Genomic DNA, 12,813 nt, shown 5'->3' with positions numbered 1-12,813 from the left:
GGTTAGAATTGGCTGCGGCTGTTTTCCAGCACTACCTGCCCGTCGAGCAAGCGGATGACGCGCCGGGCGTACCGGGCGTCGTGCTCAGAGTGCGTGACCATGAGCACGGTGGTGCCCGCCTCGTTCAATTCCGTCAGCAGGCCCAGCACGTCGTGGCCGCTGGCCGAGTCGAGGTTGCCGGTGGGCTCGTCGGCCAGCAGCAGCGGCGGGGCGTTCACCACGGCGCGGGCCACAGCCACGCGCTGCTGCTGCCCACCCGAGAGTTGCAGCGGAAAGTGGTTGCGCCGGTGCAGCAGCTGCATTTTCTCCAACACTTGTTCCACTCGCTGCCGCCGCTCAGCTGCCCCCACGCCGAGGTAGCGCAGGGGCAATTCCACGTTCTCGAACACCGTCAGCTCGTCAATCAGGTTGAAGCTCTGGAACACGAAGCCCAGGCTGCGTTTGCGCAGCTCGGCCCGCTGCCGCTCGGAGTAGCGGCTGGTTTCGGTGCCCAGCAGTTGCAGGCTGCCGCCGTCGGGCTCATCGAGCAGGCCCAGCAGGTTGAGCAGCGTTGATTTGCCGCAACCTGAGGGACCCATGATGGCCACAAACTCCCCCTGCTCCACCGTCAGCGAGACGTGGTTGAGCGCCTTGGTTTGCACCTCCTCGGTGCGGTACACCTTCTCCAGGTTGTCGGTCTTAATCATGAGGTTCATGCTTTGATGGTCAATTTTAGTTACCTAGGGGCGGTCATTGTCCAGTACCAGCTCCTGCTGGTCGGCGTAGCCTTCGTAGCTGGAGGTCACGACCTGGTCGCCGGGTTGCAGGCCGGCCAGCACCTCGTAGTAGTCGGGGTTCTGCCGGCCCAGCCGGATGGCTACCCGCTCGGCCCGGGTGCCGTCGGCCGCTAGCTTGAACGCCCAGTTGCCCACAGTTTGCTGGTAAAAGCCCCCTTTGGGCAGCAGCACCGCTGGGGCCTTTGCGCTCAGCGCCAGCCGAATGGGTAGGGTCTGGCCCCGCCGTAGGCCCGGTGGTAGGGCACCGGTAAAGGCCAAGTCGATTTGTACGCCTTTGGCCACTTGCGCGAAGATTTTGGTCACGCGCAAAGCATACGCCTGGCCATCCACAACTACTTCGCCCACCTGACCAGTCGCGATGCGGGCAATGTAAAACTCGTCCACCGCGGCGTGCAGTTTCACGCCCGCCAGCGCATCAATCTGCCCCAGGCGCTGGCCCCGCGTTTTGGCCTCGCCCACTTCCGCGGCCAGCGAGCTGAGCCGCCCGCCCACCGGGGCCCGCAGCAGCAGGTCGTCCATCTTGCGCCGCATCAGGGCCAGGTTACTGGTCATGCGCTGCACCGACTCCTGCATGGTGCCCAGCTGCTGTTGCATGGCCACCGAATCCTGGCGCAGGGTCTGCTGCGTGAGTTGCCGCCGGCGTCGCTGGTAGCGGTAGGCGTTCTGGCTTTGCAGGTAATCCTGCCGCGCAATCACCTTCTGGTCGTAGAGCACTTGGTTGGTGTCAAACACCCGACGGGCCTCGGCCAATTGGAAGTCGATGTCGGCCAGCTGGTTTTGGCGCAGAATGCGGTTTTGCAGCAGTTGGTTGCGGGTGTTGCGCAGGTTGTTCATCAGGTCGTACACGGCCGTTTCGCGGTTCACCATTTCCAGCTGCAAGTCGGGGTTAGCCAGCCGGAGCAGGGGCTGGCCCGCCGTTAAGGTCGTGCCTTCTTCCACTAGTACTTGCTGCACCGTGCCTGCCTCGGCCGCGTCCAGGTACACGGTGTGCAGCGGCTGCACGACCCCGTCGATGGCCGTGAATTCTTGGAAGTTGCCCCGGGTGACAGAACTGATGGTCAGCCGGCTGGCCGCGACGTGCAGCCGCTGGCCCGGCCGCGGCCAGTAGAGCCTGGCCGCGGCCATGCCCGCCAGCAGCAGGGCCCCTAGCCACCACCAGCGGGTAACAAACGACCACTTATTCTTAGGTATCAGGACATCCATTCGATTCGGCGCAGGCACTAGTCGCAAAAGCTATTGACCGGAAATGCCAAGAACAATGCCTTACTCATAAATAATTGACAATCAAAAGTGTGTATTTAAACCTTGTTTGCCAGCTGCCACCAAGCGTCCGGTTTTGATACACTTGACCGTTCGGTTCTGATACAGTTCAAAGCGTTTGGCGAGCAGCAAACGGCTTAGCCGGGTCAAATCCAGTATTTTCAGAAGCCTGCACGGTTTATGTGGCCTGGGTTGGTACGGGGACCAGAGAACCCCGACTTTTACGTTCTACCCATTCTTTTTTCATGATTCTTAAGCATGCCCGCATCCTGGTGGTGGACGATGAGCCCGATGTGCTGTTCGCCCTCAAGTTGCTGCTCAAAACCGAGGTGCGGGAAGTGGTAACGGAGAAAAACCCGGAGCTGCTGCTCTCCCTGCTTCGCCAGCAGCACTTCGACGCCGTGCTGCTCGACATGAATTACCGCAGCGGCCAGGCGACGGGCAACGAAGGGTTCTACTGGCTGGGCCGCATCCGGGAGTACGACCCCACCACCGCCGTTATTCTGATGACGGCCTACGGCGACGTACGCACGGCGGTGCGTGCCCTCAAAGCCGGCGCCACCGATTTCCTGCTCAAGCCCTGGCACAATGAGCAGCTGCTGCAAACGCTGGCCGCCCTCCAACCTAAACCCGGCAGCAAAAGTGGGGGTAGCCCGAAAAAGCCACCTGAGCCAGCCGTAACTACTGCTTTACTGGGCGAGTCGGCTGCCATGCAGGAAGTGCGCGCTATCATTGAAAAGGTTGCCCCGACTGAAGCCAACGTGCTGCTGCTCGGTGAGAATGGTACCGGCAAAGAATTAGTCGCCAAGTCCCTGCACGAGCAGTCGCGTCGCGCTGCCCGGCCCTTTGTGGCCGCCGACGTAGCCGCGCTTAGCGAGGGGTTGTTTGAAAGTGAGTTGTTCGGCCACACCAAGGGCGCGTTCACGGATGCACAGGCCAGCCGCGTGGGCCGGTTTGAGGGGGCCACCGGCGGAACCTTGTTTCTGGATGAGATTGGTAACATTGGCCTGCTGCAGCAAGCCAAGCTGCTCACGGCCCTGCAAAACCGCCAAGTGGTGCCCGTAGGGAGCAATACCCCCATACCAGTAGATATCCGCCTGTTGTCGGCTACTAATGCCCCGTTGCACGCCCTAGTAGCCCGCGGTGCTTTCCGCCAGGACTTGATGTACCGCCTCAACACAGTCGAAATCACGCTGCCGCCCCTGCGCGAACGGGGCGACGACGTGCAGCTACTGGCCCAGCATTTCGCGCAAGTATATGCTGTTCGCAACCGGCAATCCGTGCCAGAATTCAGTGCCGCTGCCCTGCGTAAGCTCCGCGAACACACCTGGCCCGGGAATGTGCGAGAGTTGCAACACGCTGTGGAGCGGGCCGTTATCCTAGGAACTGGCCCCGTGCTACTGCCGGCCGATTTTTCGTTTCGGAACCTCGAATCAGTCACTGCTTCCATAGCGACAGCGCCAGCTGCGACAGTAGCTGAGCAGCCGCTGCCACTGCTGGAAGTAGAAAAAAACACCATCCAGCAGGCCATTGAGCGCCACCAGGGTAACCTCACCAAAGCGGCCAAGGAGCTAGGCCTCACTCGCACCGCTCTCTACCGTCGGCTCGACAAGCATGATATTTAATAGCCTGGATGTGCGCCTGCTGGGGCGTTTGGTACTGTTGGTGGCCGTGTTAGGCGGGGGTGGATACGCTGCGCTGCACCACGCCTACGGGCTAGCCATAGCGGCACTAGTACTGTTGCTAATCCTAGTCTTAGAACTGGCCCGTTACCTGACGCGCGACCAACAGGCCTTGGCCGACTTCACCCTGGCCCTTAAGTACCGCGACTTCTCGCGGCACTACCCGGCCCAGTCCGTTCCGGTGGCGCTGCGGCCTTTGCACGAGGCCTTCAACCAGGTCAACGCCACATTTCGAGAGCTGCGGGCCGAGCAGGAAGGGCAGTTTCAGTATCTGCAAACCATCCTAGCGCTGCTCGATACCGGCATCGTGTCCTACGACGCGGCGGGCACCGTGGCCTGGGTGAACGAGGCATTTAAACAGACGCTGCATCTGCCGTACCTGAAAAACATCCAGGCGCTGCAATCCCGGCAGCCAGTCCTGTACGAAGCCATCTGCCGAGCGGTACCCGGCCACCCCACGGTAGTAAAGCTGACAGTGGGTCCCCATACGGTGCAGTTGCTCGTGTCGGCTACCCAGTTTAAGCTACGAGGCGAAGCGTTTACCCTCTTGGCCTTCAAGAACGTGAGTCAGGCCCTGGCGGATACCGAAACGGCTGCCTGGCAGCAACTGCTACGGGTGATGACGCACGAAATCATGAACTCAGTCGCCCCTATTGCTTCACTGGCGGATTCGTTGGGCCGCCACGTACAGAGTGCCTGGCAGCAGGAGGTTCCCAGCGAGTTGCTGGACGACGTGGGCACCGGCATTCGCATCATCCAGCAGCGTAGCGAAGGGCTGCTGCGCTTCGCTCAGGTATACCGAGACTTTAGCACCCTGGCCTCGCCACAGCGCACTACCCTCTACGTGCAGGAATTACTGCAGACCACCCGGCAACTCCTAGCGGAACAACTGGCTGCGCAAGGCGTTGAGGTCACCCTCAGCGTCCGGCCCGCCCACCTCACCTTACACGCCGACGGCCACCTGCTGGAGCAAGTGCTCATCAATCTGGTGCTCAATGCGTCGCAAGCAGTCACCCAAAACCCCAATCCTCGCATTAACCTGCTGGCCTGGCTCGATGAACAGGAACGAGTGGTTATTGAGGTGAAAGACAACGGGACTGGTATTGCCGCTGATATGTTAGACAGCATCTTTATTCCTTTTTTCACCACCCGCCTCAACGGCTCCGGTATTGGATTGAGCCTAGCCAAGCAGATTATGCAGTTGCACCAGGGCAGCATTCAGGTTCATTCTGTGGAGGGGGCGGGTAGTGCATTTCAATTGTGGTTTCCTGGTCCGGCTGCTTCATAAGGGTTGTAATGGTAGCCGACCCAAAGAGAGATAGTCGAACTTATAACGTTTATTAAATGGTTTTTTAATAAACATCATGAAATCAGGTGGTTGTCAATCATCGTGCTACTCCTCATAACGTGCGTTATCGGACTCCTTACCAGAAATGTTTCTGACGGCAATTGCCAGCGGACAGACGATAAATGGATTGCTACCGCTCTTTTGTAAGCTACGGGTTCAGAAATTATCTCGCGGGACTGGGGAGAATTCACAGAGAATGTATTTCTAGCACTTAGCAGGGGTCATGTCTGTGCTAAAAAGATGGCTCAACATAGGCTACTACCGCTCGAGTGGCTGCAAGACGACGCGTCGATTACGGGGCCGCTGGTTCGGCTGGGTGTTATCCGCCACCGGGCGCGAGCCCCCATACCCGACCGCACGCAAGCGGCTCGCGGCGACACCGTGAGCCGTTAAGTAGGTGCACACCGCCGCGGCGCGCTGCCGGGAAAGTCGCTGATTGATGGCTGGGTCGCCCTGGTTATCGGTGTGGCCTTGCACTTCCAAGCGCAAAGTCGGATGGCTCCCTAGCACCTGCGCCAGGGTGTCCAGACTCGCCTGCACGGTTGGCAGTAAATCAGCTTGGCCCTGCGCAAAGTAGAGTGCCGGTAGCGTCACCTTATGACCCGCTGCTAAGCGCGCGGCTATCGCCAAAGTCCGCGTCGAATCAACCGGCGTAGGCCTAGGGGACGCGAGCGGGGCCCGTTCCAGCAAAGGTAAGTAGCTGCGCGGCCGGGGTTTTGCCAGGGGGCCAGCACTTGAGCGGCCCAGCAGGACGCTAGTGGGGGCGGCCGGCTGGGCAACTGGTGAAGAACTAGGAGCTACCGCCTCAGCTAGCAGCGGAACCGGTGGCAGGGTGGGGGCATAGCTAAATAAATAGCGGGTGGGAATGACAACCGCTTCTACGTTGTCCGCTGCCGCCTTACGCGGGATGTATCCCTTGCTTCGGGCAGTTGGCACAGGGGGCAGTTCCCACGCCAGGCGCACGCGAGTGGCGGCAGTTGCCTGGCAATAGTCCAGGCGCACAGGGTAGGCCTGCCCGGCGTGCAAGTCAACGGCTACTTGATAATAATTGAGTCCCTGGTCGCGCCAATCATCGAGCAGCAAGCGCCCGTTGACCCACAAGCGAATGCCATCATCAATACTGAGATGCAGCACATAACGGCCCGTGATGGGTGGTACTAGCCAGCCCGTCCAGCGCACAGAAAACTGTTCGGCTTCAACCCCAGCCACCGGCCGGTGTTCGTGCCAGTCAAAGTTGAGCGTCGCGTCCCGGCGCGTCAGCAACTGGTACTCAAAGTCATGACCCGCATAATAGGTGCCTTGTAGCCCATTGCCCACGGGCACCTGCGCAAGCGCCCCGATGGGCAGCAATAGTACGAGCCACCCTATGTACCATCTATATCGAGCCATATAGGTAGGAGCGCTTTTAGTGGAAATAGGTTGCGCGCTCAGAAGCTTTAGGTGGTGTGGGGGAGGAGACTATTGCTACCGAATTAGGTACAGGTGAAGCAAGTACCGATGTGAGATGCCTTTGCTATTGCCCTGCAACGCGTTAGCGTCAACTATCAAGCCGGACGCACAACGCACGCTGCACCAAGCCTTCCAGGACACACCCGCGAGGATAGTCTTTCAGTGAGGGAAGCTAGCAGCAACTTACGCAAACTAGGACTATCAATTTCTGAGCGGCGCTACACTGCTATATGCCATGTAAATAATACAATATTTATCTAAACACTTAGTTATTGCTGCGCCAGTAGCTAGCTTTGCCAATAAGTAACGGGATATAGAATTAACATATTGACTATAAATAATTTAATTCTATTTCCTTTCTCTTTTCATGAAGCACGTTGGTGTTTGTGGGCTGTGGTCCTTGTTGTTTTTGCTGCTGCTTGGCCAGCGGGCAGCCGCCCAAGCGCCAGGGCTTAGTTCGGGGAGCGGCTCGCTCACGGGCCTAGTGCTCGATTCACTCACCCAGCAGCCGGTCCCGTTCGCCTCGGTCGTGCTCCTACTGCCGGCTCCTGCCGAGAAAGCCGCCGCAGGACAGTCGGCGGACGAGCAGGGGCGCTTCGAGCTCACTAAGCTAAAGGCCGGCACGTATCGCCTGCGCGTCAGCTTCGTCGGCTACGGCGTACGGACGCAGGCCGTCACGATAACTGATGGCCGGCTGGTGCTTGGGCCTATCCGGCTGCCTACCACAGCCCAAAAACTGGGCGAAGCGGTAGTGGTGGCTCAAAAGCCGCTCATGGAGGTGAAGCCCGACCGCCTCGTCTACAACGCCGAGCAGGACGTAACAAACGCTGGCGGCACGGCCCAGGACGTACTGCGTAAAGCTCCCTTGCTGGCTATCGATGGCGACGACAACGTGACGATGCGCGGCAACAGCAACTTCAAGGTGTTGATTAATAATAAGCCTTCGCCCACTCTGGCTGCCAACCTGAAAGAAGCCCTCAAGAGTATTCCAGCCGACCAGATTAAATCAGTGGAGGTCATTACTACCCCGCCGGCCAAGTACGATGGAGAGGGTACGGCCGGCATTATTAACATCGTGCTCAAGAAGGGGGCTAAACAGGGGCTCAACGGCACGGTAGGAGCCAGTGCGGGCACCCGTGGTAGCAACGGCAACGGCTCGCTCAACTTCCGCCAGGGCAAGTTTAATTTCACCTCCTCGCTCAATGGCGGATTGAACTACAACAACCGTAGCTCGTCGAGCAGCGAACAAGTGACCTACCGCAGCACCCGCAACGATACATTGCGCCAAGACGGTTCTGGTCGCAGCACCGGCTACTACGGCTCGGGTTCGCTGGGGCTCGACTACGACCCCGCCGAGCACCATAGCTTGTCGCTCAACGGCTCGTTTTTTAGCTACGGCGGCACCGGCCAGTCCGGCAACGTGAACCGCTACACCACGCCGCTACCGGGCTTCGGCCCCCTGTTTTTGCGCGACACGCGCTCAACCTATAATGGGGGCAACGCCGAAGTGACGGGCACCTACACCCGCACCTACAAGCAGGAGCGGCGCGAGTGGAGCACAATATTGCAGTATGCCTACAACGGCAATCGCAATGGATACGAATTCAACCAGTTTAATAATTCCGAGCAGCCGCTCGACGTGGGCCTAGCCAGCTACCGCGAACGCAGCCTCACGCGCCTACCGGGCCACGAGTATACCCTGCAAAGCGACTACACCTTGCCCCTAGGTGAGAAGAAAACGTTGGAGTTTGGCGTTAAGGGCATCGTGCGCCTAACGGGCTCACAGGCGCAGGTCGACACGCTGTTTCCGGCCCAGACCGCCGATTTTGTCCCCTCCCGCTACCGCGGCACTTCCTTTGACTACCGCCAGGATGTAGAGGGGGTATATGCCACCTACAACTTCAACGCAACGGAAAAGCTGCACCTAGGCCTGGGCGGACGCGTGGAGCGCACAGGCCTCTGGGCCGAGTTTGCCAATACCAACACTGGTATTCCCTACCGCAGCTACGTGACACCACTGCCCAACGCCAACCTGAGCTACACGCTGAGCAAAACCAGTAGCCTACGCCTAGCCTACAGCCGCCGCATCAGCCGACCCTACATCTACTACCTGAACCCCTACGTCGACCGCAGCAATCCTATCAACTACTCTTACGGCAACCCTGACTTGGACCCCGAACTGACGCACTCGGTCGAGCTGAGCTACAACAACTTCATCAAAACGACGTCCTTCAACATAGCCCTGTCGGTGCTGCGCACCGGCAACTCCATTGAGCGGGTAAGCTTTGCCAGCACTCAGCCGCTGCTACCCGTGCCCGACGAAATTGTGCCTGCCCCTAACCTAGTGCTGGAAACCAGCGCCAACGTGGCCAGCAATACCGCCTTCCAGCTCAACGGCTACATGTCAGCCAAGCCGACCGAGAAATGGAGCCTCAGCCTAGGCGGCAACCTAGAGTATCTAATGTTGCGCAGTACCGCCCTGGATTTGACGCGGCGCGGCTTCGCAGGCAACTACAACGTCAACACCTCCTACAAGGCGACCAAGACACTAACGCTGCAAGGTAACCTCTACCACAGCCTAGCGCGGCCAGTGCTGCAAGGGCGCAGCAGTGGCTTTATCTACTACGGACTAGGTTTGCGCCAAACACTGCTTAAGGGCCGCGCCGACTTGTCGTTTAATGCCCAGTACCCCTTCACGGCGCGTCGCACGTTTGCATACGCGACTACTACTCCCGCCTTTTCGCAGAACAGCCGCTTCACCAACCAACAGCGTCAGTTTCGGGTGGGCTTCACCTACCGCTTCGGGCAGCAGCAGGCCACGCGCCAGCGCAAGAGTATCCGCAATGACGACATCAAGGGCGGCGGGGGCCAAAGCAGCGGGGGCTAACGCGTAAGTAATGGGTAGCCAACTTGTGTACTACACCTAGCTTGGTTTGACACTAAAAGCAAGCACGACGCAACACTATTGTGCTTCAACACCCCTTATAGCAGTTGCATTGGTGATGCTTTTACTTGAATAAACGTGCCCATTTCTAAAAGGCATAGGTAGTCCTTCGTTTGTAAAACACCGGCGGCCGAGTAGAGAGCGTTGATTAAGCTTCTTTTAGAAAAAGGTATAAGCTCGGTTTGTAACGCTGGAATTTCGGCACTTGCAACAACTAATGCCAGAAGAGGCTTGCTTGTTAGGATTTTATGTTCTATGTTTGTAGAAGAAAATCTACATACATAGAATGAAGCTCTCGTCGGCAGAAGAAACCCTCATGCATTACCTCTGGACGCGAGAGCGCGCGTTCATGAAGGAGCTATTGGAGGCTTACCCTGCCCCTAAGCCCGCTGCCACCACTGTAGCGACACTCCTCAAGCGCATGACGGATAAGGGCCTGGTCGGCTATCAGGAGTACGGCAACTCGCGGCAGTATTACCCGCTCGTTAGTCAGCAGACCTACTTTGGCACCCATGTCAAGAACTTAATCACGAAGTTCTTCAACAACTCAGCCGCCCAGTTTGCCTCTTTTTTTACGACGCAAACCGACTTATCCGCTGACGAGCTGGAGGCCTTAAAAAAAATTATAGAGCAGCAGCTAGCCGACAAAAAACCATGATGGTGTATCTGGTCGAAGCGAGTGGGTGCCTGCTGCTGGCCCTAGGTTTTTATAAGCTCGTGCTCGAAACCGAGCGGGTGCCGCAGTTCAAGCGGTTTTATTTACTGGCTAGCTTACTAGGCTCCGCGCTGCTTCCCTTACTCTCAATCGAAGTGGACTATGCCGCCGTTGTTCCGGTTTCACCTCCCCGCTCGCTGCCGGTTATAACCGCTAGTACTGCTGCGCCAACGGTTCCTACCTCCAGTTCCCCACAGACTTTACCAGACGCTGGCCAAGGTATCGCCTTGCTGTATGGCGTCATGACGCTGCTCTTCATCGGCCGATTCAGTAGCAACCTGCTGCGCTTGCGCCGTCAAATTGCCACGTATCCTCAGCACGCGTTTCACAGCGCGACCCTTGTCCTGCTTCCCGGACAAGGCCTGCCCTATGCCTTTTTGCACTACCTCTTTGTATCGGAGACAGCTTATCGCAAGGGGGAAGTAGAGGCGGAAGTGCTGACGCACGAATTAGCCCATGTGCGGCAGTATCATTCACTGGATATTCTATTGCTGGAAGTAATCCTGTGCGTGGGCTGGTTTAATCCCCTACTGTACTGGCTTAAGCGGGCGATGCAGCTCAACCATGAGTTTCTAGCTGACGAGGCTGTCAATCAGTGCTACCACAACGTGCCCAAGTACCAGCAGCTCTTGCTGCGCAAGCTGGCGGTTGCTACCTCCCCGGCACTGACCAGTACGCTAACTTTTCACGCCACTAAGCAACGGTTACTCATGATGACCAAGCACACTTCGGACGCCACGCGCTGGCTGCTCGGCAGTAGCACTACAGCCTTATTTGGCCTGCTAATCCTCTTGTTTGGCACGACGGCCCTGCAGGTAGTTCCCCCACCTACGGCGGTCCAAGCCGCCCCTACGCACCCCTATTCCATCTCCGGTGGAGAGGCCGAAGCCATCATTCGGCGCGAGGGCGATAAGCCCGTACTAGTAGGAAAAGGGCTAAAGAAGCCGTATTCCTCCTTATCAGCGGCCGATAAACAATGGGTGCTGGTCGTGCGCCAGGCTCACCCTGCGCGCCGGACTCCGACGCCTACTCAGTGGGCCCAGTGGCAAGCGCAGTCCAAATACGCTGTCTGGGTAGATGAGCGACCCTTGCAACACCCCTTGGACAGCTACCAGCGAACAGACATTGCGGCGTTTATGAAGAACTACAACCGCGCCCATACGCAGCACCCCGACCAGCCGATGTTTCATCTCAAGCTCTGGACGCGCGCCGCTTACGCGCAGCTACTAAAGAGCCCTCTTGATACGACGCTAACATTAATGTTCTTGCCCAATATAGCGCACACGTTGCGAGCCGCTAAGTAAGAATCTGATTTATCAGAAGATAACCAGCAAGACGTAACGCGATTGAATAAAAGACAGAATAGCTATTCTCCCGGAGACAGTACCACTGCTGCTTTTTACTTAATACTATAAGACAGTTTCTCGAACAAGGTTGCGCTTGGCATACTACTTTAGCGAAGGACTAGATTCTTGTTTGAATTTTACGAAGCTCCTCTGCTTGACGAGTTCTGTAAACTTATGCGTGCTGCAGTGACCTTAGTGCCAAGCAACTGCAGTGGTCAGCTAATAGGGAGCGTAGAAGCGTCAGCTTCAACTCAGGGGTGAGTAAATCAGCGCTACGTTTGCGGTGCTTTATTCGACTGTATGACATGAAACGCCTACTGCTGCTTGTCCCGCTTTTCCTCTCTAGCTGTGGCCTAGGAGATTCGCCGGAAGACCACTTGGATAGCCTCTATCGCCAGCGGATTTCCAACAGCAAGTACGTCATCTATGATTTCAATTATGCGGGGGACTTTGCGACTTCCTTAGATTATGGAGGATTAACTTTCTTGGATTCTAGTGCCGTCTTTTCAAGAGATAAAATTGATAAGTTGCCTAGCTCGTATTTCGTAGGCAAACCTGTAGCTGAGCGCTTCCACCTACTGTTGTTGAACTACGGGCAAGGCCGGGAGTCCCCCAAGGATACGTCCTTAACGCCTGTTCGAGAATACACCAAGAAGTACAATGGGGTAGAGGTTGCCGTGACAGAATACAAGCATACCTACGGCAGCGCTACACTAGATACCGGGTTGAAGCAGTACCGATTCGAGCGCTTCCAAGAGACGCCGGACAGTCTGATATTTTACAGCGTGACTAACAGGTACGGTGGCGCGCCAGCCCCGGCCATGGCCTTTGTAAAAGGCAATATTCAGGCAGTGGAGTTCGCCGGGGACACCGTGGCATACCTGGAAATTAACCGGGCCTTCATTGGTAGGGGCAGTGTATACCAATCGCCGAAGCCCTTTCAATTAGTTTCCAACCAACCTATTGTGGGTATGACGACATTCCGGTTCTATCCGCGAAAAACGGTTAGAGCGGTCTCCCTATCTGACATTGGCATTTATAAAAAGGTGAAGTTGCAGCCAGTAAAAGAACCTTTGCGTGACTGAATAGGCCGAATTATTCACGCATTATAAACAGTGAACTGCAACGTGAAAGCGGAGCTGGCAGCAGCCCGCTTGCAGTAGGTAGCAGTGTCACTATAGGGTCTCAATCTGGCGAGACAAGGAAGCCTCTGAGCAGCGCTAGCACCTAGGCGCTACAGCACCGACCAGGCAGCTGGCTGATGAACTCCTTCAGGTACAAGCCGGTACTCAG

Annotated in this window: 9 protein-coding genes; 6 read left to right on the top strand and 3 right to left on the bottom strand. The window is 57.3% G+C overall.

Annotated elements, in window-relative coordinates; all coding sequences use genetic code 11:
• Window positions 1-2 precede the first annotated feature (2 nt).
• Window positions 3-686, bottom strand: a complete 684-nt coding sequence (locus FNT36_RS05745; RefSeq protein WP_144845230.1) for an ABC transporter ATP-binding protein — start codon at window positions 684-686, stop codon at window positions 3-5.
• A gap of 33 nt (window positions 687-719) precedes the next feature.
• Window positions 720-1,979: an efflux RND transporter periplasmic adaptor subunit gene (locus FNT36_RS05740; RefSeq protein WP_144845228.1), complete on the bottom strand. Its 1,260-nt coding sequence runs from the start codon at window positions 1,977-1,979 to the stop codon at window positions 720-722.
• A gap of 302 nt (window positions 1,980-2,281) precedes the next feature.
• On the opposite strand from FNT36_RS05740, the gene FNT36_RS05735 reads away from it, so the two are divergent.
• Both FNT36_RS05735 and FNT36_RS05730 read left to right on the top strand, forming a co-directional pair.
• The gene (locus FNT36_RS05735; RefSeq protein ID WP_144845226.1) at window positions 2,282-3,661 is read left to right on the top strand and encodes a sigma-54-dependent transcriptional regulator; all 1,380 of its coding nucleotides are present in this window, start codon (window positions 2,282-2,284) and stop codon (window positions 3,659-3,661) included.
• Window positions 3,651-5,006, top strand: a complete 1,356-nt coding sequence (locus FNT36_RS05730) for a sensor histidine kinase (RefSeq protein ID WP_144845224.1) — start codon at window positions 3,651-3,653, stop codon at window positions 5,004-5,006. The genes FNT36_RS05735 and FNT36_RS05730 overlap by 11 nt, the downstream gene beginning before the upstream one ends.
• Window positions 5,007-5,324: 318 nt before the next feature.
• On the opposite strand, the gene FNT36_RS05725 is transcribed toward FNT36_RS05730, so the two are convergent.
• Window positions 5,325-6,455, bottom strand: coding sequence for a PA14 domain-containing protein (locus FNT36_RS05725; protein ID WP_144845223.1), 1,131 nt, complete (start codon window positions 6,453-6,455; stop codon window positions 5,325-5,327).
• A gap of 427 nt (window positions 6,456-6,882) precedes the next feature.
• Here FNT36_RS05725 and FNT36_RS05720 point away from each other — a divergent pair, with 427 nt between their 5' ends.
• The 4 genes from FNT36_RS05720 (at window position 6,883) to FNT36_RS05705 (ending at window position 12,605) form a co-directional block, all read left to right on the top strand.
• Complete coding sequence (locus FNT36_RS05720) at window positions 6,883-9,402, top strand: outer membrane beta-barrel family protein (protein ID WP_144845221.1); 2,520 nt, start codon at window positions 6,883-6,885, stop codon at window positions 9,400-9,402.
• Between the two features lie 343 nt (window positions 9,403-9,745).
• On the top strand, window positions 9,746-10,117 hold the full coding sequence (locus tag FNT36_RS05715; RefSeq protein WP_144845219.1) for a BlaI/MecI/CopY family transcriptional regulator: 372 nt from the start codon (window positions 9,746-9,748) through the stop codon (window positions 10,115-10,117).
• The gene (locus FNT36_RS05710; protein WP_144845217.1) at window positions 10,114-11,478 is read left to right on the top strand and encodes a M56 family metallopeptidase; all 1,365 of its coding nucleotides are present in this window, start codon (window positions 10,114-10,116) and stop codon (window positions 11,476-11,478) included. The genes FNT36_RS05715 and FNT36_RS05710 overlap by 4 nt, the downstream gene beginning before the upstream one ends.
• A gap of 347 nt (window positions 11,479-11,825) precedes the next feature.
• On the top strand, window positions 11,826-12,605 hold the full coding sequence (locus FNT36_RS05705) for a hypothetical protein (RefSeq protein WP_144845215.1): 780 nt from the start codon (window positions 11,826-11,828) through the stop codon (window positions 12,603-12,605).
• The last annotated feature ends 208 nt before the right edge of the window (window positions 12,606-12,813 follow it).

The sequence above is a fragment of the Hymenobacter setariae genome, from assembly GCF_007713685.1.
Classification (GTDB): domain Bacteria; phylum Bacteroidota; class Bacteroidia; order Cytophagales; family Hymenobacteraceae; genus Hymenobacter; species Hymenobacter setariae.
The sequence above is the reverse complement of the archived record's forward strand: the minus strand, read 5'-3'. Positions and strand labels throughout refer to the sequence as shown.